Here is a 25,107-nt window from a genome sequence, read left to right on the forward strand (position 1 = left end):
GCGATTGGACCCGGAACTCGCGTGACCCGAGCCGGAACTCGCGTGATCGGACGCGTATCCCGCGTGATTGCCGAGGCCTCACGCGTGACTGGACAGGCATCACGCGTGACTGGAGGGGCATCAGCCGCGGGGCAGGCCCAGGAGCCGTTCCGCGGTCAGCGAGCGCAGCACCTGCGTGGTGCCGCCCGCGATCGACAGGCAGCGCGTCAGGAGGAACTCGTGCTGGGCCGGGCCGTCGGCGACCAGGGCACCCGTCCCGGCCAGCTCCAGCGCGAACTCCGCGACGTCCTGCCGGTGCTGCACCCCGAGCAGCTTCCGCACGCTCGACCCGGCCCCCGGGTCCTGCCCGCCGAGCCGCCGCAACGCGGCCCGCAGGTCCAGCACCGAACCCGCCACCCCGTCCGCCACCAGCCCGCCGAGCCGGTCCAACGCTACGTCGTCGAGCACAGAAGCGTCCAGTGTGGACACCAAGGACTGCACGCTCTCCCCGACCGCGGAGCCGCTGCCGATGGCGACCCGCTCGTTGGCCAGGGTCGTGCGCGCGAGCCGCCAGCCGCCGCCCGGCGGGCCGACGACGTCGGCGTCCGGCACGAACACGTCGTCGAGGAACACCTCGTTGAACACCGCCTCCCCGGTGATCTCCCGCAACGGCCGCGTCGTGATACCCGGAGCGCGCATGTCCACCAGGAAGTAGGTGATCCCCTTGTGCTTGGGCACGTCCGGGTCGGTGCGGGCCAGGCAGATCCCCCAGTCGGCTTCGCGGGCGAGCGACGTCCACACCTTCTGCCCGGACAGCCGCCAGCCGCCCTCGACCCGCTCGGCCGCCGTCCGCAGCGCGGCCAGGTCGGAACCGGCGCCGGGCTCGCTGAACAGCTGGCACCACGTGATCTCGCCCCGCAGCGTGGGCTTGGCGAACCGGAGACGCTGCTCGTCGCTGCCGTGCTCGAGGATCGTCGGCACCGCCCACGCCCCGATCACCAGGTCGGGACGGCGGACGCCGGCGGCCGCCAGCGCGGCGTCGATCCGCAGCTGCTCCGCGGCGTCGGCACCCCGGCCGAAGGGCGCCGGCCAGTGCGGGGTCAGCAGTCCCGCGTCCGCCAAGGCGACCCGCTGCCCGGCCGCGGGCAACGCGGCGATCCGCGCGACCTCGTCCCGCAGCGAAGGATCGTCCCCGACGTCGACACCGAGGGTGCGCTCGGCCCCGGCGAGAGCCAGCGAAGCCGCCCGCCGCCGCCACGACCCGCCGAGCCACTGCCGCAGCGCCACGGCCCGGCGCAGGTACAGGTGCGCGTCGTGCTCCCAGGTGAACCCGATCCCGCCGAGCACCTGGACGCAGTCCTTGGCGTTGGCGACGGCCGCGTCGAGGGCGACGACGGCCGCGCTCGCCACCGAAAGCGGGTGCTGGCCTGAAGCCGCGTCCCAGGCCAGCGCTTCGGCCGCTTCGGCGCGGCAGAGCATTTCGGCGCACAGGTGCTTGATCGCCTGGAACCCGCCGATCGGCTTGCCGAACTGCTCGCGGACCTTGGCGTACTCGACGGCGACGGTCAGGCACCGCCGCGCCACGCCCGCCGCCTCGGCGGACGCCAGCGTGGCCGCCAGCGGAAGCACCGGCGGCAGGGTCAGGACCTCGGCATCGACCCCGGAGTACCGGACGCGCGCCAGCGGGCGCGAGAAGTCGAACGGGGCCAGCGGCTCGACCGTCACCCCCGGCGTGCCCGGCGCAAGCAGCACGTGGCCGCCGTCGACCGGGACGAGCAGCCAGGACTCCGGAGTGGCGCCGGGTACGGGCCCGCTGATGCCGTCCTCGAGCGGGTCCAGCAGCACGGCGATCGACGCTTCCCCCTCGGCGACCGCCTCGAGGAGTTCCTTCGCCGACGGGACCTCCGCGAGCAGGAGGCCGCCCAAAGCGGTGCCGAGCACCGGACCGGGAACGAGTTCTTCCGCCGCCGCGGCCAGCCCGGCCGCCAGATCGGCGATACTCCCCTCGGCACCGCCCACCGCGGCCGGCAGGGCGACCCCGAACAGGCCCAGGCCCGCGAAACCCGCGGGCACCCCGGCCGCCGGAGGAGTTTCCGCCGCGCGCACCGCCTCTCGCGGGTGGTGCGCGGCGGACCAGGCGTGGATCGCCTCGGCCAGCGCGGCCTGTTCCTCGGTGAGCGCGACCGGCATGGGGCCTCCTCGCGGGACGGGACACTACTCGCGAGTGTAGAACGTGTTACAGTTTTCCGGCCAGTGGGTCAATTGTTGAACGTTTCGCCAGGCGAGGTAGGCTACGTCGTGAACTGGAACAAGTTCCGGAGGACGGGGGAACACCGATGCCCGGCAAGACCAAGGCGCGCGGCAACGGCATGAGCGCGATCGGGACCGACGAGCTCGGCTCCGCCGCCCAGCGCGACCGTCGTCGCCGGATCATCGACGCCACCCTCGCCCTGGCCTCGAAGGGCGGCTACGACGCCGTCCAGATGCGAGCCGTCGCCGAGAAGGCCGACGTCGCCCTCGGCACGCTCTACCGGTACTTCCCGTCGAAGATCCACCTGCTCGTCTCCGGCCTCGCCCGCGAGTTCGAGCGCGCGCAGGAGAAGCTCGAGCGCCAGGCCATCCCCGGCGAGACGCCGGCCGAACGGCTGATGTTCGTCCTCGGCCGCAACACCCGCCTGATGCAGCGCGACCCGCACCTGACCGAGGCGATGGTGCGGGCGTTCATGTTCGCCGACACCTCCGCCGCGGCCGAGGTGGAGCAAGTCGGGCGCCTGATGGAGAACATGTTCGCCAAGGCGATGGGCATCGCCGAGCCGACCGAGGCCGACCGCGACATCTTCCACGTCGTCGCGGACGTCTGGATGGCGAACCTGGTGGCCTGGGTGACCCGCCGCGCCTCGGCCGCCGACGTCGCCAACCGCCTCGAGCTGTCGGTGCACCTGCTGCTCGACAAGTGATCCCGGTCGCCGAAGCGCACCGCCGGCTGCACCGGGCACTGGGCGGCTGACCGGCGAGCAGGTCCGCGCGCCGTCCCCGCTGCCGGGGTGGACGCGCGGCCCCGTGCCGGCCCACGCCACCGACGCCGGCCGCGCGCCCGCCGACCTGGTCGAACACGCCCTGCTCGGCGTGCTCATCCCGCTCTGCGATCCGCGGACGCACGACCGCGACGGCGAGCTGTCCCGGACGGTCTTCGCGCGCCGGCGGGAGGTCTGGATCCACGTCGGCCCGACCACCGGCGACTGCCGCACCGGCGACCTCCCGGAGCCGGGCCTGTGGCCGGGGGTCAGCGGTGCGCGGCGGCCACCTCGGCCAGCTCGTCCAGCGCCTTGAGCGTCTCCGGCTCCGGCAGCGTGTCCAGCAGGAACGTGTACCGCTCGACCCCGGCTTCGCGGAAGCCGTCGATCACCTTCGGCGTGGTCGGTCCGCCGAACACCGCGAACTGGACGTCTTCGCGGCCCTGGTCGGCCAGCCAGCCCCGGACGCGCTGAGCCTCCTGGTACTTCGTGTAGCCGCGGAGCAGCCAGCCGTCGCCGTAGCGCGCGAGCCGGTTCAGCGCCGCTTCGCTCTCCCCGCCGATGTAGATCGGCACGTGCGGCTTCTGCACCGGCTTCGGCCAGCTGAAGATCGGGTCGAAGTCGACGTGCTTGCCGTGGAACTCGGCCTCGTCCTTCGTCCAGATCTCCTTGAGCGCGGCCAGCTGCTCGTCGATCAGCGCGCCGCGCGTCTTCGGGTCGGTGCCGTGGTTGCGCATCTCCTCGCGGTTCCAGCCGACGCCCACGCCGAACAGCGCGCGCCCGTCGGAGATCAGGTCCAGGGACGCGACCTCCTTGGCGGTGTGGATCAGGTCGCGCTGGATGAGCAGCGCGATCCCGGTGCCGAGCAGCAGCTCCGACGTCGCGGTGGCCGCGGCCGCGAGCGCCACGAACGGGTCGAGCGTGCGGTAGTAGACGCGGGGCAGGTCGCCCCCGCCCGGGTACGGCGTTTCCCGGCTCGCGGGGATGTGCGAGTGCTCCGCCAGGAACAGCGAGTCGAAGCCGCGCTCTTCCAGCGCCGCGCCCAGCACGTCCGGCCGGATGCCCTCGTCGGTCACGAAGGTCGAGATCCCGAATTTCATACTCAACGACTACCACCGGGTTGACAGGGGGTGCAGGATGAAGTCATCTCATCATACGTTGAATAAGGGGGCAGTCATGGACGTGCAGGACGTCGACTTCGAAGAGCTGTACCAGGGCGCCACCCCGATCGGCCGGAAGATGCCGTGGGACCTCGGCGCGCCGCAGCCCGCGGTCGTCGCGCTGGCCGACGCCGGCGAGTTCACCGGCGACGTGCTCGACATCGGCTGCGGCCTCGGCGACAACTCCGCGTTCCTCGCCTCGCGCGGCCTGCACGTCACCGGGCTGGACGGCGCGCCGTCGGCGGTCGAGCAGGCCCGCTCGCGCGCCGCCGAAAAGGGGCTGGACATCGAGTTCGCCGTCGCCGACGCGACCAAGCTCGAAGGCTACGAAGGCCGTTTCGACACGGTCCTCGACAGCGCGCTCTACCACTGCCTGTCCGAGGAGCAGCGGCGTCAGTACCTCGCGGCGCTGACCCGCGCGGCCCGGCCCGGGGCGACGCTGCACCTGTTCTGCTTCTCCGAGGAAGTCCCGGCAGGCTTCCCGGCGCCGTACCTGATCAGCGAGGCGAACCTGCGCGAGACCGTCGGCAAGGACTGGACGATCGAACGCCTCCAGCCGACCCTCTACACGACGTCGATGACGCCGGAGGAGCTGCGGCAGAGCGTCCGCGCGATCCTCGCCGCAGACGACACGAGCGACCTGGACCGCCTCGACACCGACGCCGAGGGGCGGGTCCTCGTCCCCGTCTGGCACCTGAAGGCAACCCTCCGCTGAGTCTGTCGTGAGTGGTGTTTCGGGTCGGAACCCGAAACACCACTCACGACCGCGGGTTCAGACGTTGCGCCGGTACTGGCCGCCCACCTCGAAGAACGCCTCCGTGATCTGACCCAGCGAGCACACCCGCGCGGCGTCCATCAGCACCCCGAACAGGTTGCCGCCGCGGGTGGCCGCTTCGCGCAGCGTCTTCAGGGCCTGCTGGGCCTCCTCGTGGTGGCGGTGCTGGAAGTCCGCGAGCCGGTCCAGCTGGGACTTCTTCTCGGCCTCCGTGGCCCGCGCCAGCTCGACCTCGACCTCGTCCTCCCCCGAGCGCGGGTTGCGGAAGGTGTTGACGCCGATGATCGGCAGCGAGCCGTCGTGCTTCTTGCGCTCGTACAGGATCGACTCGTCCTGGATCTTGCCGCGCTGGTAGCCGGTCTCCATCGCGCCCAGCACGCCACCGCGCTCGGAGATCCGGTCGAACTCGGCCAGCACGGCCTCCTCGACCAGGTCGGTCAGCTCGTCGATGACGAACGAGCCCTGCAGCGGGTTCTCGTTCTTCGACAGGCCCCACTCCTTGTTGATGATCATCTGGATGGCCATCGCGCGGCGCACCGACGACTCCGACGGCGTCGTGATCGCCTCGTCGAACGCGTTGGTGTGCAAGGAGTTCGCGTTGTCGTACAGCGCGCACAGCGCCTGCAGCGTGGTGCGGATGTCGTTGAAGCTCATCTCCTGCGCGTGCAGCGACCGCCCGGACGTCTGCACGTGGTACTTGAGCTTCTGCGACCGCTCGTTCGCGCCGTAGCGCTCGCGCATGGCCACGGCCCAGATCCGCCGCGCCACCCGGCCGAGCACCGAGTACTCCGCGTCCATGCCGTTGGAGAAGAAGAACGACAGGTTCGGCGCGAAGTCGTCGATGTCCATGCCGCGCGCGAGGTACGACTCGACGTAGGTGAAGCCGTTGGACAGCGTGAAGGCCAGCTGCGAGATGGGGTTCGCCCCGGCCTCGGCGATGTGGTAGCCCGAAATGGACACCGAGTAGAAGTTCCGGACGCCGTGCTCGATGAACCACTCCTGGATGTCGGCCATCATCCGGAGACTGAACTCGGTGGAGAAGATGCAGGTGTTCTGGCCCTGGTCCTCCTTGAGGATGTCGGCCTGCACCGTGCCGCGGACGTTCTTCAGCACCACCTCGCGGATTTCGGCGGCCTCGGCTTCGGACGGCTCGCGGCCGTGCTCGTCGCGGAACGCCGTCAGCTTCTGGTCGATCGCGGTGTTGAGGAAGAACGCCAGGATCGTCGGCGCCGGGCCGTTGATGGTCATCGACACCGACGTGTTCGGCGCGGTCAGGTCGAAGCCGTCGTAGAGGACCTTCATGTCCTCGAGCGTCGCGATGGACACCCCGGACGTGCCGACCTTGCCGTAGATGTCGGGGCGGGTGTCGGGGTCGTGACCGTAGAGCGTCACGGAGTCGAACGCCGTCGAGAGCCGCTTCGCTTCCGAATCGGCCGACAGCAGCTTGAAGCGGCGGTTGGTGCGGAACGGGTCGCCCTCGCCGGCGAACATCCGCGCCGGGTCCTCGCCCTCGCGCTTGAACGGGAAAACGCCCGCGGTGTAGGGGAAGTAACCCGGCAGGTTTTCGCGGCGCAGGAACGAAAGCAGCTCGCCGGACTCGGCGTAGCGCGGCAGGGCGACGCGCGGGATCCGGTTGCCGGACAGCGTGTCGCGCCACAGCTGCGTGCGCAGCTCCTTGTCGCGGATCTTGACGACGAGCTCGTCCTTGCGGTACTCCTCGGCCAGCTCGCGGAACCGCGCGAGGAGATTTGTCGACTCGCCGTCCACATCGGACTCGGCCGCGGCGAGCAGGCCGTCCAGCGCGTCCGTCGAGGCGTCCACCTTGGCCAGTTCGTCGCGCGCCAGCGCCAGCGCGTCGCGCTTGCGGATCGCGGCGACCTGCTGCCCGGTCTTCGCGTGGTAGCCGCGCACGGTCTCGGAAATCTCGGCCAGGTACCGGGACCGGTTGCCCGGGATGATCGTCGACGCGTCCGTCGAGACCTTGCCCTCGACCCGCGGCAGCGTCCCCGCGGACACGCCGAGGCCCCGCTCGGCGAGCATCCCGCGCAGGTGCTGGTACAGCGCGGTGACGCCGTCGTCGTTGAACTTCGCCGCGCTCGTGCCGTAGACCGGCATGTCTTCGGGCGCCGACGAGAAGGCCTCGCGGTTGCGCACCAGCTGGCGGGCGACGTCCCGGCGGGCGTCCTCGGCGCCGCGGCGCTCGAACTTGTTGATCGCGACGACGTCGGCGAAGTCGAGCATGTCGATCTTCTCCAGCTGCGACGCGGCGCCGAACTCCGGCGTCATCACGTACAGCGACTCGTCCACGAAGTCGACGATCCCGGCGTCGCCCTGGCCGATGCCCGGCGTCTCGACGATCACCAGGTCGTACCCGGCGGCCTTGCAGGCCAGGATCGACTCGCGCAGCCCGGCCGGGATCTCACCGGACGTCGTCCGCGTCGCCAGCGAGCGGAAGTACACCGGGGAGCCGTCGAGGCAGTTCATCCGGATGCGGTCGCCGAGCAGCGCGCCGCCGCCCTTGCGCCGCGACGGGTCGACCGCGAGCACCGCGATCCGCAGCTTGTCCTCCTGGTCGAGGCGGAAGCGGCGGATCAGCTCGTCGGTGAGCGACGACTTGCCCGAGCCGCCGGTGCCGGTGATGCCGAGCACCGGCACCTCCCGCTTGCCCGCGGCTTCGGTGAGCCCGCCGAGCAGGTCCCCGGAAAGCGTCTCCGCCTGCAGCTGCGTGATGACGCGCGAGAGCGCGGCGACGTCCCCGGAGAGCACCTTGTCCAGCGACGGGCCTTCGGCCGCGAGATCGACGTCGCAGGCCTTGATCATCAGGTTGATCATGCCCGGGAGGCCCATTTCGTAGCCGTCCTCGGGCGAGAAGATGCGCGTGACGCCGCGCGAGTGCAGCAGCTCGATCTCCTCGCGCACGATCACCCCGCCCCCGCCGCCGAAGACCTTGATGTGGCCGGCGCCGCGCTCGCGCAGCAGCTCGACCAGGTAGGAGAAGTACTCGACGTGCCCGCCCTGGTAAGCAGAGATGGCGACCCCCTGGACGTCCTCGGCGATGGCCGCGGTGGCCACCTCGTCGACCGACCGGTTGTGGCCGAGGTGGACGACCTCCGCGCCCTGCGACTGCAGGATCCGCCGCATGATGTTGATCGACGCGTCGTGGCCGTCGAAGAGGCTCGACGCCGTGACGAACCGGACGGGGTGCGCGGGGCGGTACAGCTCACTGCTCATCCTTCCAAAATACTTTGACTTCCTACTGTTGGAAACCCGAGGACCAGTGACGCGGATCTCAGGAGCCGTCCACCAGGCCTTGACAGTCCGCAGCTCGGAGCTATATTTAACGCACTCGTTAATTAACAAGGTGCTGAAATGACGACTGCCACGGATGACTTGAGCCGCACGTTCGCGGCCCTCGCCGACCCCACCCGGCGCGCGATCCTCGCCCGCCTGTCGACCGGCGAGGCGACGGTGAACGAGCTCGCCGAGCCGTTCCCGATGACCCTGCCCGCCGTTTCGCGGCACCTGAAGGTGCTGGAACAGGCCGGGTTGATCACCCGCGGCCGCACCCGCCAGTGGCGCCCCTGCCGGCTGGACGCGAAACCCCTGGCGGACGTCGCGGGCTGGGTGGCGACCTACCGCCGGTTCTGGGACGACGGGTTCGACCGCCTCGAGGAGCACCTGCGCGAACTGCAAGGGAACGGCGATGCCTGACCTGAGGATCACCCGGCTCCTCGACGCGCCGCGCGAGCTCGTCTACCGCGCGTGGACCGATCCCGACCAGCTGACCCGCTGGCTCGGCCCGAAGGGGTTCACCGGGTCCGCGGCGACCGTCGACGCCCGGCCCGGCGGCGTCTGGCGGGCGTGCATCACCTCCCCCGGCGGCGACGAGCACTGGATGCGCGGCGTCTACCGCGAACTCGACCCGCCGGCGCGGATCGTCTTCGGCTTCGCCTGGGAGACCGAGGGCGACCTGCGGACGGAGACGCTCGTGACCGTCGACCTCGCCGACCGGGGCGGCAAGACCGAGATGACGTTCAGCCAGACCGGCTTCCCCACCACCGACGACCGCGACGGCCACCACACCGGCTGGACCGAGTGCTTCGAGCGCCTGGCCGGGCACCTCCACGGAAAGGAAGAGCGATGACCCTGCCCGAGATCGTCTCGCCGGCGGAATGGCAGGCCGCGCGCGACGCGCTGCTGGTCAAGGAGAAGGCACACATGAAGGCGGCCGACCACCTCGCCGCCGAGCGGCGGCGGCTGCCGATGGTCCGCTTCGCGACGGACTACCGCTTCGCGAGCCAGGACGGGCCGGTCGGCCTGCTCGACCTGTTCGACGGCCGCCGCCAGCTGATCGTCTACCACTTCATGCTGCACCCCGGCGACGAAGCGGGCTGCCCCGGCTGTTCGCTGGTTGTCGACAACCTGCCGCACCTGGCGCACCTGCACGCCCGGGACGTCACGCTCAAGGTCGTCGCGCCCGCGACGCTCGAGGAGATCGAGCGGTACCGGACGCGGATGGGCTGGGACGTGCCGTGGGTGTCCGCGCACGGCAGCGGCTTCACCGAGGACTGCGGCGTCGGTGCGGGCTTCGGCGTGAGCGTGTTCCTCCGCGACGGCGACGACGTCTACCGCACGTACTTCACCTCCGGCCGGGGCGGGGAGATGTTCCTGTCCTCGCACCGGTACCTCGACGTCACGCCGCTGGGCCGGCAGGAGGCGTGGGAGGAGGAGAGCCGCGGCGACGACGCGCCGAGCTCCTGGTGGCGCCGCCACGACGAGTACTGAAATTTTCGCCGCCGTGTCCGGCCGGCGGCTCGCCTTCGCGCCCGTCTGGCGGGAGACGCCGAAGGTCGTGTTCTCGCGGACGCTGGAGAAGGCGGACGGGAACAGCCGCGCCGTCGGCGGCGACCTCGGCGCAACGGTGGCGTCCCTGAAGGCCGAGCCGGGCAAGGACCTGCTGCTCATGGGCGGCGCGGAGCCGGCCGCCGAGCTGACCGCGCGCGGCCTGATCGACGAGTACCAGGTGTTCGTGCACCCGGTCGTCCTCGGCGGCGGCAAGCGCCCGTTCGCCGAGGGGACCGCGCGGCTCGGCCTCGAACGGGCCGAGTCGCGCACCTTCGACGGACGCGTCGTGCTGCTGCGCTTCCGCCGCGCGTGCACGGGCGGCACCGGGCCCGGGGCGCCCCCGGGCCCTCACGGCGTCAGCGCGCGTTGGCCGCCCGCAGCGCGATCCACTGCCGCATGGCGTACTCGACCAGCGTGATCAGCGTCTGCTTCGTCGACTCGCGGTCCCGGGCGTCACAGCGGACGATCGGGATGTTCGGGTCGATCGACAGCGCTTCGCGGACATCGTTGATGTCGTGCTCGAGCACGCCGTCGAACGTGTTGATGCCGACGATGTACGGCAGTCCCCGGTCCTCGAAGAAGTCGATCGGCGCGAACGAGTCGGCCAGCCGGCGCGTGTCGGCCAGCACCACCGCGCCGATCGCGCCGCGGACGAGGTCGTCCCACATGAACCAGAACCGCTGCTGCCCCGGCGTGCCGAAGAGGTAGAGGATCAGGTCCGCGTCCAGCGACACCCGGCCGAAGTCCATCGCCACGGTGGTCGTGGTCTTGTTCGGGGTCTGGTCGAGGTTGTCGACGCCGACGCTGGCGTCGGTCATCATCGCCTCGGTGGTGAGCGGCACGATCTCGGACACCGACCCGACGAAGGTCGTCTTCCCCGCACCGAAACCGCCAGCCACCACGATCTTGGCGGATGTCATGGTCGGGGGCGCGGTGTCCCGCGGTGCCTTAAAGCCGACGGAGTCCACTCAAAACCCTTTCCATCAACACCAGATGTGCCTCGGCGCCGTCATTGCCCGTAATCGTCTTGTGCACCGTGACCAGCCCCGCGTCCGCCGCGTCGCTGATCAGCACCCGGGCCACGCCCAGAGGCACCCTCAGCGCCGACACGATCTCGGCGACCGAACGGGGGGTCCGGCACTCTTCCATGATCGAGATGCACTCGATCTGCTCCGCGGCCACTTCGGGGAAGCCACCGGTGGCAGCGTAGTCCTTGGCGGAGATCAGTGTCTCCAGCTCCAGGGCGTAGTTGGCCCGGGTGCGGCCGCCGGTCAGCGCGTAGGGCCGGACGATCGCCGTCAGGTCCTCCGGCGCGGGCGGCTGTTCGAACACCGCGGGCATCACGAACTCGCCGCTGGGCGGTCCCGGGTCGAACAGCCCACCAGGTCTGGGGCCGTCCGCGTCGGTACTGCCGGGTGGAGAGACTAAAGAGGTCACACGATCTCCTTGGTCGGCCGACGGCGCGGACGCCGGCGGTTCCGCGGCCGCGTGTGCACCGGCGGCCGGGGGTGGCGGGGACTCCTTGCTCTTCTTGCGCTTCCGGCGGGCACGGCCGGAATCCAGGGTGAACCCGTTGAGGACGTCGGCGAACGTGCCGTCGTCCCCTGCGTGGGAGGCGCTGTTCGCCGCCTCCGGTGGCTCACCGAAAGATCCGGACCCCGTGCTCATCGCGCCATCATCCCACCGGTTCGCCGATCAGCGACCCCCCAGAGCCCTGGAGCTGGGCGCGCAGCTCCGGGGTCAGGATCTGACCGACCCGGTCGACGAGCATCGTCATCTCGTAGGCGACCTGGCCGATGTCGCAGTTCGGGGCGGCGAGCACGGCCAGGCAGGAGCCGTCGCTGATCGACATCAGCACCATGATCCCCAGCTCCATCTCGACGACGGTCTCGTTGACCGCGCCGGCTTCGAAGCAGCGGGCGGCGCCCTGGGTGAGGCTGACCAGGCCGGAGGCGACCGCGGCGAGCTGGTCGGCCCGGTCGAGCGGGAGCCGGTTCGACGCGGTCAGCAGCAGCCCGTCCGCCGAGACGACCACGGCGTGCGCCACACCCGGCACCCGCTCCGCGAAGTCGTTGACCAGCCAGCCGAACTGATTCTGCGTCGGCTGAGCGCTACTCGGCGAGGTCATTCACCCTCCAGTGTCTCGTGGTTGGTCTCGGCCGCCTGTGCGGTGCGGTGGCGTCCGCGCTCGATGCCCTGCTGGAAACTCCGCAGGCGGCCGCGCACGTCGTGTGCGTCCCGTTGTGGTCGGGGGGCCGTGGCCCCGGTGGGCGGTCCGGCGCTGCCCGGAAGCAGCTGCTCCCCGCGACGGCGCCGGGGCAATCCTGCCGAAGTGAATGTGGAGGGTGTCGACTGGGACACCGCTTGCACCGCGCGCCAGCCGTCATCGGTCCCGAAGTTCCACTCGGCGGTCGCCTCGACGGCGGCCTCTTCCTGCCGCGGCGCGGGGGTTTCCGGGGCCGCCGACCTGCGGCTCGGCAGCGACGAGGGCGGGCCGGCCGGGCGGCCGTTCAGGGGGAGCTGACCGGATTCCTGGAAGACGGTCGGCGGCGCGGGTTCCCGGGGCTGGGAGGCCTGGTCGCCGGGCTGGGCTTGCTGGAGGGGGTTCGGTGCGGCTGCGGGAGCCTGCTGGCCGCCCGCCGGGGTGCCGCCTTCAGGGGCCTGCTGGGCCGGCTGTGGGAGACCGTTCGCCTGGGCTGCGCCCGCCGGGGCCTGTCCCGGCTGGGGCAGGCCGTTCGCCTGCGCTGTGCCTGCCGGGGCCTGCTCCGGCTGGGGCAGAGCACCGGACTGCGCACCGTCCACAGGGGTCTGGCGGCCCCGCCGCGGCAGGGCACCCGCTGCGGGAGCCTGCTGCCCTCGTTTCGGCAAGCCACTCGGCTGGGGCAGAGCGCCCGCCTGCGAGCCGGCCGCAGGCCGCTCCTCCGGCTGGGAGACCGTCGGCTGCGCACCGGCCTCGGCACCCGGCGCGGGCTGCCCCGGCTGGAAGACGTTCGGCCGCGCACCGGCCGCCGGGGCGGCTTCCAGGGACCCTGACTGCGCACCGGACGCCGGAGCCGCCTCCAACGATCCCGACTGCGAACCAGCCGTCGGGGCCGACTCCAGCGATCCCGACTGCGAACCGGCCTCGGCCCCTCCCGGCTCGAAGACGTTCGGCTGCGACCCACCCTGCGGCGCACCCGGCTGCCCGAAGGCCTGCGGGTTCGCCGCGGCCTGGCGGGCCTGCTGCCGCCCTCGGGTCACGCCCTGCTGGAAGCTGCTGAGCCGGCCGCGGATGTCCGCGGGGTCGCGGACCGGCAGCTCGGGCCGGGCCGGGGCCGGCTTCGGGGCCGCCGCGGGCGGGACCGCGCTGCCCGGCAGGAGCTGCTCACCCCGGCGGCGGCGCGGGAGGCCGGCGTCGGTGAACGCCGTCGGCTCGGCCTGCGTCACCGCCTGGACCGTGCGCCAGTTCTCGTCGCTCGCGAAGTCCCAGCTGCGCCGCTCCTGCGGCTCGGCGGCCGGCGTCTCCGAGTCTTCCGCAGGCTCCTCGGCGGACGGCTTCTCGGCGGGCTTGTCCTCGCGGAACCACGCCGACAGCATCTCGTCGAAGATCGGCGTCGTCTCGGACCGATCCGGCGAAGGGGCAGGTGCAGGAGCCGCGACCGGGACCGGGGCGGGCGCCGGGGCCGCGGCCGGGTCGGCCGCGGCGGTCGCCTGCCGCCACCAGTCGCTGAGCGTCGTTTCGTTGGCGGAGAACAGGTCCTTGCCCGCCGGGAGGTCGCCGGCCCGCGGCGGCTGCTCCGGCTGCGGCAGCGGGAGCACCGCGGGCAGCGTCGGGCGCGGCGGCGGGACGTCGTCGTCCTTCGGGATGGGGGCGAACAGCGCCGTCCCGGAGATCTCCAGGTCCGACGGCGGGCGCGCCGCGGCGGGGCCGTGCCCGTTGGACAGCCCGGCGAGGTCGCTCGCCGACGGCCACCGCTCCTCCCCCATCGCCGGCTGCGGGGGCACCACGGGCCGCGGGCGGGAGTTGCCGTTGACCGGGCGGCGCGGCAGCTGGTTGCCCGCCGCCGGGCTCGCCGGGTGCTGCTGCAGGGCGCCGATCGGGCCGGTCGCCGGGCCGTCGGTCACCGGCATCACCAGGTCCGGCGGGACCACGACGGTGGCGCGGACGCCGACGATGTCCTTGCCGCCGTGCAGCGACACCCCGATCCGGTGCCGGCTGGCCAGCCGGCCGACGACGAACAGGCCCATCCGGCGCGACGTCACCAGGTCGACCGACCCGGCCTCGGTCAGCCGGGTGTTCGCCTCGGCGACCTCGGCCGCGTTCATGCCGATGCCCTTGTCGAGGATGTCGATGTTGAGCGAGCCGTCCTCGCCCAGCCGCGACGCCACGGTCACCGACGTCTCCGGCGCGGAGAACGCCGTGGCGTTGTCCAGCAGCTCGGCGACCAGGCGCATCAGGTCGCTCGCGGCGTAGCCGACGATCCGGGCCGGGGGCGGCGGCTGCACCTGGACCCGCTGGTACTGCTCGATCTCCGAGACGGCCGCGCGCAGCATGTCGGTGGTGCCGACCGGCTTCCCGGACCGACGGCCCGGCTCGGCGCCCGAGAGCACCATCAGGTTCTCGTTGTTGCGCCGCATCCGGGTGGCGAGGTGGTCGAGCTGGAACAGCGTCGCCAGCTGGTCGGCGTCTTCCTCGTCCCGCTCGAGCTGCTCGATCAGCTGCAGCTGCCGCTGGACCAGGCTCTGGCTGCGCCGCGAGAGGTTGACGAAGACGCTGCCGTAGCCGGTGCGCATCGCGGCCTGCTCGGTCGCCAGCCGCAGCGCCTGGTGGTGCACCTTGTCGAAGGCCCGCGCCACCTCGCCGACCTCGTCGTCGGTCAGCACCGGGACCGGGCGGACGTCGGTGCCCTGCGCGCGGCCCTCCTGGATGTTGCGGACCGCCTCCGGCAGCGCGGTCTCGGCGACGTCGAGGGCGCTGCGCCGCAGCACCTTCAGCGAGCGCAGCAGCTGGCGGGTGATGAGGAAGACGACCGCGACGGCGAGCACCATCGCGGCGAACAGCAGCACCGCGAGCAGGCCGGCGCCGCTGCTGGCCTCGTCGACCAGCTCCGCCGACCTCGCCGACGCCGACGCGCCGAGCCGGTCGGCGACCTGGCCGATCTGCGTGCGCATCGCGGTGGAGGCGGCGTTCCAGTCGGCGGCCGACAGCTTGCGGAAGGCGTCGTCCACCGTGTCGCCCTGCGCGTTCAGGACGGACTCGACCATCCGGGCCCGGCTCTGCGCCCGCGCGCCTTCGGCGATCGCCGCGAAGTCGCGCTGCAGCGTGTCGCCCGCCGCGGACCGGAAGTCGACGAGCCGGTCGGCGAGCCGCAGCTCGGCGGCCCGCAGCGTGGCCAGCTCGCTCGGCGTCAGCGTGGCGCGGGCGATGCCGTAGGAGACCATCGCCTGGCTGAGCGACACCTGCTCGCCGGCGACGAGGAGCTCGTGCAGCCCGGCGGGCGTGCCGCCGAGGGTGCCGTCGCCCGCGCCCGCGGTCGCGGCGGTGTCGAGGCTGAGGAGCGAACCGGTGATCCCGGAGTAAGCGGTGACGGCCTGGGCCGGGTCGAGCTGGCCGCCGTCGATCTGGCGGCGCAGGAAGCCGAGGTTATTGACCTGCGCGGTGGCGGCGCCCGCGGCACCGGCCACACCGGGCTCGGCCTCGCCCGCGCGGGCCTGGGCGGCGGTGAACGGGCCGACCGCGGCGTCCGTCGCCCGGCGGGCCGCGGTCAGTTCGGGGGTGCCGCCGACGGTGCCCTCGGTGAGCATCGCCGCGGTGACCGTCCGCTCCTGCTGCAGCGCGCCGGTGAGCGCGCGCACCTGGCCGCCGAGCGCGACGAGCCGGTCGAGCCGCTGGTACTCGTCCGAGCGGCCGACCTGGGCGGCGATCGTCGCGACGCCGAGCACCAGCGCGAGGACGATGGGCACGACCGTGACGGCCGAAAGCTTGACGGGCAGGCTCCAGTCGCGCCACCGCACGAGGGCGCGCCACGCGGCCTTCCCCTTCGACCGCCGGGGCGCTCGGCCGAGCAGCTCCCCGACGGGCACCTGACCTTCTCCTGCAACGGTCACGTAAGTGACTCCCTGTCCGGCGTCATGGATCCGCGTCGGCGGCGCGGCGTCCCGGCTCGCGGCGGGCGGTCGGACGACCGTGCCGTCCCCACCCTGCCGCTTCCCGGGCGCCCTCGCTCGTCCCCGGCCGCCCTGCCGACCGCGCGCCCGTCGCCGGGCAGGCACCGCCCCGGCGTCCCGTGCCCGGGACTCTGCACGTGCACGGCGCAACTTGCGATGTGCACGGTGGTCGAGATCAACTTAATCGGTGCCAATCGATCGCTGGGGTCAGCTGGGCCAAAGAATCGTACCCCCGGGTCCGGGGCGGTCAATTGTGTTCCCCGCTCGGGCGCTGACCTGCGAAAAGCAGTTTGCGAGCCGGAGCATTCCACCCCGCGGCCCCCGAAGGGGGAATTCCGGTTACCGGACGAGGGGTGTACAGGCATCCGGCCGTCACCCGATTAGCCCACACAGGGCAGCAGCATACCTCGGACGATCTACACTCCGTACCCCCATCGGGTGGGTCAAGTCTCAAGATGTGCCCGATGTTGTGGCGTTCCGCGCCGCCATGCCCCGACCTGGTGATTTCTTTCGAGACCCAGCCTCGACCAGTGGATCTTCCCCCGGAGCCCCGTGCCGGGCGACCCTCTCCGGCGCTACGGGGAGTCATCCCGGCTACCCCGCGTGACGAGTTGTCACGCGCGTCTGGCACGATTACCCCGTTCGCCGCAGTGCACGCCGGACGCGACAACGTCGCGTCACAATTCTTTTCATCATTACGGGTGGTCCGCCCGTCTTCTCGCCGCGTTCGTCCATTCGATGTTTTCGACAGGAAACCGAATACCGCCGTCCGGCCGCCCGATCAAGGCCCGGCCGCCCTGCCGGTCGGCCGAACGGCCTAGTTACGATGTGCGCCTCGCAGCTCGCAAGGGCGGCCCGGCGCCTGCCCGCAGGCGCCCGGAGCCCCGCCGCCACGGAGGCACTCTGCCGGAGGCACCATGTACGACGTCGCGCGCCCCGCGACGGGCAACGCCCAGGAGGAGACCGGCCGGCTGCCGGCCCTGTTCACCGGGGACCGCCCGTCCGACGGCCAGTACCGCCCGCACCGCCCGTCCGTCCCCCGCACCGGTCCCGACTACCCCGCGATCCAGGCCAGCCGCGAGTTCGTCGCGCTGCGCCGCCGGTTCCGCGCGTTCGTCTTCCCGATGGCCTTCGCGTTCTTCGCCTGGTACATGACGTATGTGCTGCTGGCGGCCTACGCCCACGACTTCATGAGCCGCAAGGTGTTCGGCCAGGTCAACGTCGGCATCGTGCTCGGGATCGGCCAGTTCGCCAGCACCGCGCTGGTCACCTGGCTCTACCTGCGCTACGCGCGCCGCCAGGTCGACCCGCGGGTCGCCGAGCTGCGGGCCCGCGCGGGCCTGCCGGACGGGACGCGACGGTGACGGCGCTCGCCGCGGGCGTGCCCGCCAGCGACCCGATCGTCAACACGGCCGTGTTCGCCCTGTTCGTGGCGATCACGCTGTACGTCGTCTACCGCGCCAGCTCCCGGAACTCGTCGACGGCGGACTACTACGCCGCGGGCAGCGCGTTCACCGGGCGCCAGAACGGCATCGCCCTGTCCGGGGACTTCCTGTCGGCGGCGTCGTTCCTCGGCATCGCCGGCGCGATCGCGATCCACGGGTACGACGGGTTCCTCTACTCGATCGGGTTCCTCGTCGCCTGGCTGGTGGACCTGCTGCTCATCGCCGAGCTGCTGCGCAACACCGGCCGGTTCACGATGGGCGACGTGCTGAGCTTCCGGATGAAGCAGCGCCCGGTCCGCGCGGCGGCGGCGACGTCGACGCTGGTGATCTCGTTCTTCTACATGCTGGCGCAGATGGCGGGCGCGGGCGGCCTGGTCGCGCTGCTGCTCAACGTGCACTCCAAGCTCGGCCAGGCGCTGGTGATCGGCGTCGTCGGGCTGGTCATGGTGCTGTACGTGCTGGTCGGCGGGATGAAGGGCACCACGTGGGTGCAGATCATCAAGGCGACGATCCTGCTGCTGTGCGGCGCGCTGCTCACCGTGTTCCTCTTCGGCAAGTTCGGCTTCTCCTTCTCGAACCTGCTCTCCTCGGCGGCCGAGAACAGCCCGCTCGGCGACAAGCTCCTGGAACCGGGCGGCTCGTACGGCAAGGACGACACGACCAAGCTCGACTTCGTGTCGCTGGCCTTGGCGCTGGTGCTCGGCGCGGCGGCGCTGCCGCACGTGCTGATGCGCTTCTACACGGTGCCGAACTCGCGGGAAGCCCGCCGCTCGGTCGTCTGGGCGACGGCGTGCATGTTCGTGTTCTACCTGTGCACCCTGGTCATCGGCTTCGGCGCGGCCGCGCTGGTCGGTGCGGACGAGATCAAGGCCGCGCCGGGCGGGGAGAACTCGGCGGCGCCGCTGCTGGCCCTGCACGTCGGCGGGACGCTGCTGCTCGGCATCGTCGCGGCGGTGGCGTTCGCGACGATCCTCGCGGTGGTGGCGGGGTTGACGATCACCGCGTCGGCCTCGTTCGCTCACGACGTGTACGCGAACATCTTCAAGCACGGCAAGGCGGAGCCGGCGGACGAGGTCCGGGTGGCGCGGCTGACCGCGATCGCGGTCGGGGCGCTGGCGATCGTCGGTGGCGTGCTGGCGAACGGGCAGAACATCGCGTTCCTGGTGGCACTGGCGTTCGCGGTGGCGGCGTCGGCGAACCTGTCGACGCTGCTGTACTCGCTGTTCTGGAAGCGGTTCAACACGACGGGCACGCTGTGGGGCATCTACGGCGGCCTGATCGCGTGCCTGCTGCTCGTGCTCTTCTCGCCGGTCGTCTCGGGTGCGCCGGACGCGATCTTCAAGGGCGTCGACTTCGCCTGGTTCCCGCTGAAGAACCCGGGCCTGGTGTCGATCCCGTTCTCGTTCCTGTGCGGGTTCGTCGGAACCCTCGTGGGCCGGCCGAAGGCCGACGCCGAGAAGCAGGCCGAGATGGAGGTCCGGTCGCTGACCGGCATCGGCAGCTGAGCTCCCGGACGGCCTGCGTCACGCGCGCAGGCCGTCCAGGATCACGGTGAACACCCGCCTGCCGTCCTCCGGGCTGCAGTTGCGCACCGCCATCCCGGCACCGTGGCCGAGGCGCAGCACGTCCGCGCCGACGACGTCCGGCCGGACCAGCCCGGCTTCCTGCGCCGTCTCGACGAGCAGTCCCGTCGCTTCGCGGAGCCGTTTCTGGCAGTACTGGAACGTCTCCGAGCCGGAGTCGATGGACTCCTTGAGGATCGTCGCTAGCTTGTGCCGCTCGACGACCCAGGTGACCTGCGCACGCAGCCACGCCTCGAGCGCTTCCCACGGCGGCAGTTCGTCGTGCAGCACGAACGCGCGGTCGGCGAGCACCGCGATCTCGTCGCGGTAGACCGCTTCGAAGAGCTTCTCGCGGGTCGGGAAGTGCCGGTACAGGGTGCCGGCGCCGACCCCGGCCGTCTTGGCGATGTCGTCCAGCGGCACGTCGGCGCCCTGCGTGGTGAAGAGGTCCTTCGCCGTCTCGACGATGCGTTCGTAGTTGCGCCTCGCGTCCGCGCGCATCGGACGCTCCGAGTCCGCACCCGGCATCCCGGCCTCCTCGCCACTTAACCGGAGAAACTCTCCGAATTCACTTGCGCATCCGGAGACGCTCTCCATATTATCGGATCGCACCCAAGCGGAGAACATCTCCGCTTCTTCTCTTACTCCATGGGGGAGTATCCCTTGTCGCAACAAACGGTCGACCGCGCGCTCGCGCCGGCGCCACCCCGCCGCAGCGGGCTGGTCCTCGCGATCATCCTGACCTGCCAGCTCATGCTCATCCTCGACGCGACCGTGATGAACGTCGCGCTCCCCCGGATCCAGTCCGACCTGGGGTTTTCCGCCACCGGCCTGTCCTGGGTGATGACGGCGTACAGCCTCGTCTTCGGCGGCCTGCTGCTGCTCGGCGGCCGGGCAGGCGACCTGTTCGGGCGGCGCCGCATGTTCGTCGTGGGCACCGCCGTGTTCACCATCGCGTCGCTGGCCGGCGGCCTCGCCGACTCGGCCGCCCTGCTCATCACCGCCCGCGTCCTGCAGGGCGTCGGCGCCGCCATGGCGGGTCCGAGCACGCTGGCGCTGGTCACGACGACGTTCACCGAGGCCAAGGCCCGCGTCCGGGCGCTGTCGCTGTTCTCGGCGATGTCCAGCGGCGGCTTCGCGATCGGCCTGATCGTCGGCGGCCTGCTCACCGAATGGATCTCGTGGCGCGCCGCGCTGTTCATCAACGTCCCGTTCGGCCTGGCGATCGTCCTGCTCGCCCCGCGCTTCGTGCCCGAGCCGCCACGCCGTCGCGCGCACCTCGACCTGCCCGGCGCGGTCACCGGCACCCTCGGCGTCGGGGCGCTCGTGTTCGCCTTCACGCACGCCGCGTCCGACGGCTGGGGCAACCCGGTGACGCTCGGCTCGCTCGCCGCCGGCCTGGTCCTGCTGACCGGGTTCGTCGCCATCGAAGCCCGCACGGCTCTGCCGCTGGTCCCGCTGCGGCTGTTCGCCGACCGCAACCGCAGCGCGGCCTACGTCAACTTCTTCCTCGGCCCGATGGCGATGATGTCGATGTTCTTCTTCCTGACGCAGTTCATGCAGGACATCCGGCACTTCGCCGCGCTGGCCACCGGGTTCGCCTTCCTCCCGATGGCGGCGCTGATCTTCACCATGAGCCGGCTCGTGCCGCGGCTGCTCCCCCGCTACGGCCCGAAGCCGCTGGCGGTCACCGGCACGCTGCTGATGCTCGCGGGCGTCGGCTGGCTGGCGATGCTGACGACCACCAGCGCCTACTTCCCCGCACTGCTGGGGCCCCTGGTGCTGATGGGCCTCGGCGGCGGGCTGGCGTTCGCGCCGCTCAACGTGATCGTGATGGCCACGGTGCCGAACGAGGACGCGGGCGCGGCGGGCGGTGTGCTGCAGACGATGCAGCAGGTCGGCAGCACACTGGGGCTGGCCGTGCTGGTCACGGTGTTCGGCTCGGTGACGCGCTCGTCGGGCGCGGCGGGAGCTCAGCTCGTCGTCGACGGCATGACGGCGGCGTTCGCGACGGCCGCGGTGTTCGCGGCGGGCACGTTCCTGGTGGCGCTGACGTTCCGCTCTACAGCTTCTGCCCGGCCTTGACCTTGTGCGTCACCCGGCGCTCGACGAGGAACGAGACGAACGGGACGCAGCCGGCCAGCAGCACGAGCACGGTGCCCTTGATCGACCAGCGGGCCTTGATGGCCAGGTCGATGGTGAGCACCAGGTAGATCATGTACAGCACACCGTGGATCGGCGAGTACACGGCCGACGGCGTCGGGTTGTCGAAGCCGTACCGCAGCACCATCACGAAGCACAGGCCGAGCAGGCCGACACCGGTGACGTAGGCGGCGGTGCGGAACCGGACCAGGGGGCCGGCGAGCGGCACCGCGGTCCGCGCGGCGCCTTCGGTGCTGGTGCTCATTCGGTCGTCCTCACTCTGCGGCCTGCTGGTCGCGGGCGTTCAGCTCGCGCAGGTAACGGTTGTACGCGGCCAGCTCCTCGTCCTCGTCCGTGGGTTGAACATCGGGACGGGGACGGGGAGCGGGCACCTCGGCGACGGGCTCTTGTGCTCCGGCTCCTGCGTCGGTTCCTTCTGCTTCGGCTTTTTGCCGGAGTTTGCGGATCCGGTAGAACATGAAGGCGGGGAAGAGCCCGAACAGCGGCCACTGCAGGACGTAGCCGAGGTTCTGGAAGGTGCCGTTCGCCGAGGTGAAGCGGTCCCACTGCCACCAGGCGAGCCCGCAGCAGACGAGCAGGCTCACCAGGCAAGTCGCGACGATCGCGATCCGCCGCCCCCAGGGGGACGCGGCCGGTGGAGGGGAAGCTGGCACGCTCCGACGCTAGCACTGGGCGGCTGAGAAGCGACGCTGCCCCAGGTGTGTGGCCGGGGTCTCGGTCGTCTCGGCTTCGATCTCTGCTGGAGGCTTCGAACGTACCCGGCTTCGGTCGTTGCCGGGGACTTCGATCGTCCCCGGCCCCGATCGTTGCCGCGGGCTTCGAACGTCCCGGCTGCGATCGGGCTGTTGGTCGGTGGGGGCCGATAGACTGGATCCGGGGTCAGCCCCCTGGGATGGGAGGGGACTGCGGTGGAGGATTCTCAGCCCTGCTTCCGCACCGACTGGGCCGCCTTCGCGTAGCCGTCCGCCAGGCCGAACACCTTCTGGGCGTACTCCGTCGAGTTGTTGTACGACAAGATCCCCGCCCACCAGCCCGAGGGGCTCGCCATGTCGCGGCCGCCCGCGCACAGGTAGCGGGCCGCCGCCAGGGCTGCGTCGTCGATCTGCTGGGGGTCGCCGAGGCCGTCGCCGTTGCCGTCGGAGGCCCACTTGCGCCACGTGCCCGGGATGAACTGCATCGGGCCGACCGCCCGGTCGACGCCCGCGTCGCCGTCGTAGCGGCCTCCGTCGGTGTCGCCGATGGCCTGAACCCCGGCGGAACCGTCGAGCGGGACGCCGACGATCGGCTTCGACGGCCGCCCGTCCGCGCCGAGGACCGCGCCGGCGTACTGGCCGTGGTTGGACTCGATCCGGCCGATGCCGGCGAGCGTCGCCCAGGAGATCTGGCACTTCGGCTGGTCCGCGCGCATCGCCAGCTCGGCGTTGCCGTACGCCGCCAGCGCTCGCGCCGGGACGCCGCTGACCGCGGCGACCTGGCTCGCCCACTGCGAAAGGGTTGCCGGGCCGGTGTTGCGCGGGCGCGCCGCCTGCGGAGCGGTCTGCTGCTCGGCCCCGCCCGCCACGGCGCCCCCGGCGGGGGCGACCGAACCCGGCCGGACGTCGGCGGCCTTGACCTGCAGGGCGGGGATTTCGGTGGTGAGCGGGCTCGCCTCGGGCGTCGCCACCCGGGTGACGAGCCAGATCCCGCCACCGGCCACGGCCAGCACGGCGAGGACCACGATCAGCCGGGTGAGCACGGCCACGCCCGCGGAGCGCGGCGCCGGTGCCGGTGCGGCGGGGGCGGCTTCATCGACGTCGTCGATCCGGTCGTCCTCGGTCTTTCCGGTACTCCTGCGCACGAAACTCCGGTCCTCCGGCGTGATGTCGACGACTGCTCAACGAGCCCGCGCAGGTTATCGTTACGCGGGTCGCCGAAATCCTCTCACCACGCCGGTTCACCCGGCCGTGTGAAACGTCAGGCGGACTTCTGCTGACGCGCGAGCCGCGCCACGCACCAGGCCGGGGCACTGCCGCGGCGCAGGTGCTGCAGGACGGTCATCGGCCCGAGCCGCCGGCTCAGGTCGGACGGCGCGAGCCCGGCCGCCCGGTAGTCGAGGGCCCGCTGGTCGAGCGGGCTGAGACCGGCGTCCCACCACTCCTCGGCCTCGGCGACGCCGCCGACCATCTGCCACCAGCCCGCGGCGGCGGTGAGAAGCTCTTCGGGCACCTCCGGCAGCCGGCGGCGCATGGCGTCGAGGTAGCCGGGATCGGCCGATTCGACCGGGACGAACCGCTGCTGCCCGGATCGGGCGCGCTGGCCGGGGATGCCCGGTGCCTGCGCCGGCGCGTCGGCCAGCCACGCGGACGCGATGCGGTCGACCTCCTGCTCCTCGGGGGTCTGCTCGCGCTCCGCGGCCCATTGCCGGATCAGCGCGTCCACTCCGGGATCTCCGGTCATCCCTGCCTCCTTGTAGGTCCCCGACGGACAGGCCCTGACGCCTGTCCCACGCGGTGGTGCCGCACGCACCAACCTGCACCTTGCTGAGTGGAAACTGCCTGCGTACCGGGGTTCTCCGGGGGGATGGCGAACCACCCGATCACGCAATGTGAGCACCGTAGGGCCGGGGTGGTCTCCTTCGCCAGACCCCGGGTGCCATGAATTCGCCGACCTGCGTGTTTTGAGCCGCAATCCACCCGGATGGTCGAGTGCCGGGGTCCGAAATCCGGGATTGGTGACGCTGGGTGATTTACCGTCCGCTAACACGGACGGTAGCCACCGGCGCCGCCGAAGCGGTGCCGGTGCCCGGGGCAAGAGGTCAGGAGAAGAGCGTCCGGAAGAACGTGACGATCGCTTCGGCGCCGTCCTTGAGCCACCCGAGGACGCGGTGCACGAACTCGGCGGACTGGGTGGGCTGGGTGATCAGGAAGAACAGCACGAGCGCGACCACGCCCACGATGAGCACTTTCTTCACGCCGCTCGACATGTGCTTCCTCCCCGGCTCGCCGTCCCCGTCCTGGGAGTGGCCACGCCAATACTCTAGGGAACGCTTGCCCGGAAGACACCCTCACCAACCCCTAGGAGCGGCGATGACCCGAAACGTGCTGGTCGAGCGGGACGGCGCGGTGACGACGATCACCATCGACCGCCCGGCCGCCCGCAACGCCGTCGACGGGCCGACCGCCGCGGAGCTGGCCGACGCCTTCCGCGCCTTCGACGCCGACCCGGACGCCGCCGTCGCCGTGCTCACTGGCGCCGGTGGCGCGTTCTGCGCGGGGGCCGATCTCAAGGCGATCGGCACCGACCGGATGAACCGGACTCACCCGGACGGGGACGGCCCGATGGGACCGACCCGGATGGCGCTCGGCAAGCCGGTGATCGCGGCGGTGCACGGACCCGCCGTCGCGGGCGGGCTCGAGCTGGCGCTGTGGTGCGACCTGCGGGTCGCCGACGCCACGGCGGTGTTCGGGGTGTTCTGCCGCCGCTGGGGCGTGCCGCTGATCGACGGCGGCACCGTGCGGCTGCCCCGGCTGATCGGCCAGTCGCGGGCGATGGACCTGATCCTCACCGGACGACCGGTCGAGGCGGCCGAGGCGATGGAGATCGGTCTGGCGAACCGCCTGGTCCCGGCGGGCGAAGCGGTGTCCGCGGCGCAGCAGCTGGCGCGGGAGCTCGCGGCGTTCCCGCAGACGTGCCTGCGGGGTGACCGGCTTTCGGCGCTCGGGCAGTGGGGGAAGTCCGAAGAGGACGCGCTGACGGCGGAGTTCGCCGCGGCGATGGGGGCGGGAACCCTGGCCGCGGAAGCGGTCGACGGCGCGGCCAGGTTCGCGGGCGGCGAAGGCCGCCACGGCAGTTTCGCGTGACCCGAGGGGCTTCACGCGTGACCGGAGCGGCATCACCCGTGATCGGCGGGGCATCATGCGTGACTGGAGGCGCATCACGCCGACGCCCGCCCAGTCACGCGCGATGCCTGCCCAGTCACCCGCGATGCCCGCCCGATCACGCGTGCGGCCCGCCCGATCACGCGTGATTCCTCTCCGT

Annotated in this window: 24 protein-coding genes; 11 read left to right on the top strand and 13 right to left on the bottom strand. The window is 71.8% G+C overall.

The genetic code is table 11. The annotated features are described in order from the left end of the window. Window positions 1-120: 120 nt before the first annotated feature. Window positions 121-2,169 carry an acyl-CoA dehydrogenase family protein gene (locus tag ACH54P_RS15980; RefSeq protein WP_489913427.1) on the bottom strand — a complete coding sequence of 683 codons (2,049 nt, stop codon included), beginning with the start codon at window positions 2,167-2,169 and terminating at the stop codon, window positions 121-123. A 146-nt stretch (window positions 2,170-2,315) separates the two neighbouring features. On the opposite strand from ACH54P_RS15980, the gene kstR reads away from it, so the two are divergent. Together kstR and ACH54P_RS15990 are read left to right on the top strand one after the other, a co-directional pair. Continuing rightward, complete coding sequence (gene kstR / locus ACH54P_RS15985) at window positions 2,316-2,936, top strand: cholesterol catabolism transcriptional regulator KstR (protein WP_489913429.1); 621 nt, start codon at window positions 2,316-2,318, stop codon at window positions 2,934-2,936. 46 nt (window positions 2,937-2,982) lie between these two features. After that, window positions 2,983-3,309, top strand: coding sequence for a hypothetical protein (locus ACH54P_RS15990; RefSeq protein WP_489916458.1), 327 nt, complete (start codon window positions 2,983-2,985; stop codon window positions 3,307-3,309). On the opposite strand, the gene ACH54P_RS15995 is transcribed toward ACH54P_RS15990, so the two are convergent. Continuing rightward, window positions 3,263-4,093 (bottom strand): LLM class F420-dependent oxidoreductase, encoded by an 831-nt coding sequence (locus ACH54P_RS15995; RefSeq protein ID WP_489913431.1) that lies wholly within the window; start codon window positions 4,091-4,093, stop codon window positions 3,263-3,265. The two genes, ACH54P_RS15990 and ACH54P_RS15995, sit on opposite strands and share 47 nt — an antisense overlap. A 76-nt stretch (window positions 4,094-4,169) precedes the next feature. Between ACH54P_RS15995 and ACH54P_RS16000 the strand changes: the two genes are divergently transcribed. Next, a complete protein-coding gene (locus ACH54P_RS16000) occupies window positions 4,170-4,868 on the top strand; it encodes a class I SAM-dependent methyltransferase (protein WP_489913433.1) in 699 nt (232 codons plus the stop codon). Between the two features lie 57 nt (window positions 4,869-4,925). Here the strand turns inward: ACH54P_RS16000 and icmF are convergent, their stop codons facing one another. Then, on the bottom strand, window positions 4,926-8,159 hold the full coding sequence (gene icmF, locus ACH54P_RS16005) for a fused isobutyryl-CoA mutase/GTPase IcmF (RefSeq protein ID WP_489913435.1): 3,234 nt from the start codon (window positions 8,157-8,159) through the stop codon (window positions 4,926-4,928). A 138-nt stretch (window positions 8,160-8,297) separates the two neighbouring features. On the opposite strand from icmF, the gene ACH54P_RS16010 reads away from it, so the two are divergent. Genes ACH54P_RS16010 through ACH54P_RS16025 form a run of 4 tightly spaced genes read left to right on the top strand, consistent with a single transcriptional unit; the run spans window position 8,298 to window position 10,191 of the window. Continuing rightward, entirely contained in the window at window positions 8,298-8,639 is a 342-nt protein-coding gene (locus tag ACH54P_RS16010) for an ArsR/SmtB family transcription factor (RefSeq protein ID WP_489913437.1), read from the top strand. After that, window positions 8,632-9,072 carry an SRPBCC family protein gene (locus ACH54P_RS16015; RefSeq protein ID WP_489913439.1) on the top strand — a complete coding sequence of 147 codons (441 nt, stop codon included), beginning with the start codon at window positions 8,632-8,634 and terminating at the stop codon, window positions 9,070-9,072. Before ACH54P_RS16010 ends, ACH54P_RS16015 begins: the two co-directional genes overlap by 8 nt. Further along, window positions 9,069-9,713, top strand: coding sequence for a DUF899 domain-containing protein (locus ACH54P_RS16020; protein ID WP_489913441.1), 645 nt, complete (start codon window positions 9,069-9,071; stop codon window positions 9,711-9,713). Before ACH54P_RS16015 ends, ACH54P_RS16020 begins: the two co-directional genes overlap by 4 nt. A 13-nt stretch (window positions 9,714-9,726) precedes the next feature. Further along, entirely contained in the window at window positions 9,727-10,191 is a 465-nt protein-coding gene (locus ACH54P_RS16025; protein WP_489913443.1) for a dihydrofolate reductase family protein, read from the top strand. Here ACH54P_RS16025 and ACH54P_RS16030 read toward each other — a convergent pair. The 4 genes from ACH54P_RS16030 to ACH54P_RS16045 are packed head-to-tail and all read right to left on the bottom strand — an operon-like array spanning window position 10,130 to window position 15,836. Then, window positions 10,130-10,693: a GTP-binding protein gene (locus tag ACH54P_RS16030; protein WP_489913445.1), complete on the bottom strand. Its 564-nt coding sequence runs from the start codon at window positions 10,691-10,693 to the stop codon at window positions 10,130-10,132. The genes ACH54P_RS16025 and ACH54P_RS16030 overlap by 62 nt on opposite strands. Window positions 10,694-10,721: 28 nt before the next feature. Further along, window positions 10,722-11,441 (bottom strand): DUF742 domain-containing protein, encoded by a 720-nt coding sequence (locus ACH54P_RS16035; protein ID WP_489913447.1) that lies wholly within the window; start codon window positions 11,439-11,441, stop codon window positions 10,722-10,724. 7 nt (window positions 11,442-11,448) lie between these two features. Then, window positions 11,449-11,901 carry a roadblock/LC7 domain-containing protein gene (locus ACH54P_RS16040; RefSeq protein ID WP_004561253.1) on the bottom strand — a complete coding sequence of 151 codons (453 nt, stop codon included), beginning with the start codon at window positions 11,899-11,901 and terminating at the stop codon, window positions 11,449-11,451. Continuing rightward, a complete protein-coding gene (locus tag ACH54P_RS16045; protein WP_489916460.1) occupies window positions 11,898-15,836 on the bottom strand; it encodes a sensor histidine kinase in 3,939 nt (1,312 codons plus the stop codon). Before ACH54P_RS16045 ends, ACH54P_RS16040 begins: the two co-directional genes overlap by 4 nt. 1,001 nt (window positions 15,837-16,837) lie before the next feature. Here ACH54P_RS16045 and ACH54P_RS16050 point away from each other — a divergent pair. Both ACH54P_RS16050 and ACH54P_RS16055 read left to right on the top strand, forming a co-directional pair. Further along, entirely contained in the window at window positions 16,838-17,284 is a 447-nt protein-coding gene (locus ACH54P_RS16050; protein ID WP_489913449.1) for a DUF485 domain-containing protein, read from the top strand. After that, window positions 17,281-18,870, top strand: a complete 1,590-nt coding sequence (locus ACH54P_RS16055; protein WP_489913451.1) for a solute symporter family protein — start codon at window positions 17,281-17,283, stop codon at window positions 18,868-18,870. Before ACH54P_RS16050 ends, ACH54P_RS16055 begins: the two co-directional genes overlap by 4 nt. 18 nt (window positions 18,871-18,888) lie before the next feature. On the opposite strand, the gene ACH54P_RS16060 is transcribed toward ACH54P_RS16055, so the two are convergent. Then, window positions 18,889-19,455 carry a TetR/AcrR family transcriptional regulator gene (locus tag ACH54P_RS16060; protein WP_489913453.1) on the bottom strand — a complete coding sequence of 189 codons (567 nt, stop codon included), beginning with the start codon at window positions 19,453-19,455 and terminating at the stop codon, window positions 18,889-18,891. A gap of 135 nt (window positions 19,456-19,590) precedes the next feature. Here ACH54P_RS16060 and ACH54P_RS16065 point away from each other — a divergent pair, with 135 nt between their 5' ends. Further along, window positions 19,591-21,012 (top strand): MFS transporter, encoded by a 1,422-nt coding sequence (locus ACH54P_RS16065; RefSeq protein ID WP_489913455.1) that lies wholly within the window; start codon window positions 19,591-19,593, stop codon window positions 21,010-21,012. On the opposite strand, the gene ACH54P_RS16070 is transcribed toward ACH54P_RS16065, so the two are convergent. The 5 genes from ACH54P_RS16070 to ACH54P_RS16090 all read right to left on the bottom strand — a co-directional run bounded on the left by ACH54P_RS16070 (window position 20,990) and on the right by ACH54P_RS16090 (window position 24,052). Continuing rightward, window positions 20,990-21,334: a DUF3817 domain-containing protein gene (locus ACH54P_RS16070; RefSeq protein ID WP_489913457.1), complete on the bottom strand. Its 345-nt coding sequence runs from the start codon at window positions 21,332-21,334 to the stop codon at window positions 20,990-20,992. The genes ACH54P_RS16065 and ACH54P_RS16070 overlap by 23 nt on opposite strands. 10 nt (window positions 21,335-21,344) lie before the next feature. Continuing rightward, the gene (locus ACH54P_RS16075; RefSeq protein WP_489913459.1) at window positions 21,345-21,743 is read right to left on the bottom strand and encodes a hypothetical protein; all 399 of its coding nucleotides are present in this window, start codon (window positions 21,741-21,743) and stop codon (window positions 21,345-21,347) included. A 266-nt stretch (window positions 21,744-22,009) separates the two neighbouring features. After that, complete coding sequence (locus tag ACH54P_RS16080) at window positions 22,010-22,927, bottom strand: lytic transglycosylase domain-containing protein (protein WP_489913461.1); 918 nt, start codon at window positions 22,925-22,927, stop codon at window positions 22,010-22,012. Window positions 22,928-23,043: 116 nt separating this feature from the next. After that, a complete protein-coding gene (locus ACH54P_RS16085; RefSeq protein WP_285483327.1) occupies window positions 23,044-23,526 on the bottom strand; it encodes a helix-turn-helix transcriptional regulator in 483 nt (160 codons plus the stop codon). Between the two features lie 358 nt (window positions 23,527-23,884). Next, the gene (locus ACH54P_RS16090) at window positions 23,885-24,052 is read right to left on the bottom strand and encodes a hypothetical protein (protein ID WP_489913463.1); all 168 of its coding nucleotides are present in this window, start codon (window positions 24,050-24,052) and stop codon (window positions 23,885-23,887) included. A 103-nt stretch (window positions 24,053-24,155) separates the two neighbouring features. Between ACH54P_RS16090 and ACH54P_RS16095 the strand changes: the two genes are divergently transcribed. After that, window positions 24,156-24,929, top strand: a complete 774-nt coding sequence (locus tag ACH54P_RS16095; RefSeq protein WP_489913465.1) for a crotonase/enoyl-CoA hydratase family protein — start codon at window positions 24,156-24,158, stop codon at window positions 24,927-24,929. Window positions 24,930-25,107 lie beyond the last annotated feature (178 nt).

The organism is Amycolatopsis sp. N2S4-7 (assembly GCF_058119595.1).

Bases quoted from the DNA above. Each gene is read 5' to 3' on its own strand.
- ACH54P_RS15980 (WP_489913427.1), bottom strand. From the start codon at position 2,169: ATGCCGGTCGCGCTCACCGAGGAACAGGCCGCGCTGGCCGAGGCGATC.
- kstR (WP_489913429.1), top strand. From the start codon at position 2,316: ATGCCCGGCAAGACCAAGGCGCGCGGCAACGGCATGAGCGCGATCGGG.
- ACH54P_RS15995 (WP_489913431.1), bottom strand. From the start codon at position 4,093: ATGAAATTCGGGATCTCGACCTTCGTGACCGACGAGGGCATCCGGCCG.
- ACH54P_RS16000 (WP_489913433.1), top strand. From the start codon at position 4,170: ATGGACGTGCAGGACGTCGACTTCGAAGAGCTGTACCAGGGCGCCACC.
- icmF (WP_489913435.1), bottom strand. From the start codon at position 8,159: ATGAGCAGTGAGCTGTACCGCCCCGCGCACCCCGTCCGGTTCGTCACG.
- ACH54P_RS16010 (WP_489913437.1), top strand. From the start codon at position 8,298: ATGACGACTGCCACGGATGACTTGAGCCGCACGTTCGCGGCCCTCGCC.
- ACH54P_RS16015 (WP_489913439.1), top strand. From the start codon at position 8,632: ATGCCTGACCTGAGGATCACCCGGCTCCTCGACGCGCCGCGCGAGCTC.
- ACH54P_RS16020 (WP_489913441.1), top strand. From the start codon at position 9,069: ATGACCCTGCCCGAGATCGTCTCGCCGGCGGAATGGCAGGCCGCGCGC.
- ACH54P_RS16030 (WP_489913445.1), bottom strand. From the start codon at position 10,693: ATGACATCCGCCAAGATCGTGGTGGCTGGCGGTTTCGGTGCGGGGAAG.
- ACH54P_RS16035 (WP_489913447.1), bottom strand. From the start codon at position 11,441: ATGAGCACGGGGTCCGGATCTTTCGGTGAGCCACCGGAGGCGGCGAAC.
- ACH54P_RS16040 (WP_004561253.1), bottom strand. From the start codon at position 11,901: ATGACCTCGCCGAGTAGCGCTCAGCCGACGCAGAATCAGTTCGGCTGG.
- ACH54P_RS16050 (WP_489913449.1), top strand. From the start codon at position 16,838: ATGTACGACGTCGCGCGCCCCGCGACGGGCAACGCCCAGGAGGAGACC.
- ACH54P_RS16060 (WP_489913453.1), bottom strand. From the start codon at position 19,455: ATGCCGGGTGCGGACTCGGAGCGTCCGATGCGCGCGGACGCGAGGCGC.
- ACH54P_RS16070 (WP_489913457.1), bottom strand. From the start codon at position 21,334: ATGAGCACCAGCACCGAAGGCGCCGCGCGGACCGCGGTGCCGCTCGCC.
- ACH54P_RS16085 (WP_285483327.1), bottom strand. From the start codon at position 23,526: ATGACCGGAGATCCCGGAGTGGACGCGCTGATCCGGCAATGGGCCGCG.
- ACH54P_RS16090 (WP_489913463.1), bottom strand. From the start codon at position 24,052: ATGTCGAGCGGCGTGAAGAAAGTGCTCATCGTGGGCGTGGTCGCGCTC.
- ACH54P_RS16095 (WP_489913465.1), top strand. From the start codon at position 24,156: ATGACCCGAAACGTGCTGGTCGAGCGGGACGGCGCGGTGACGACGATC.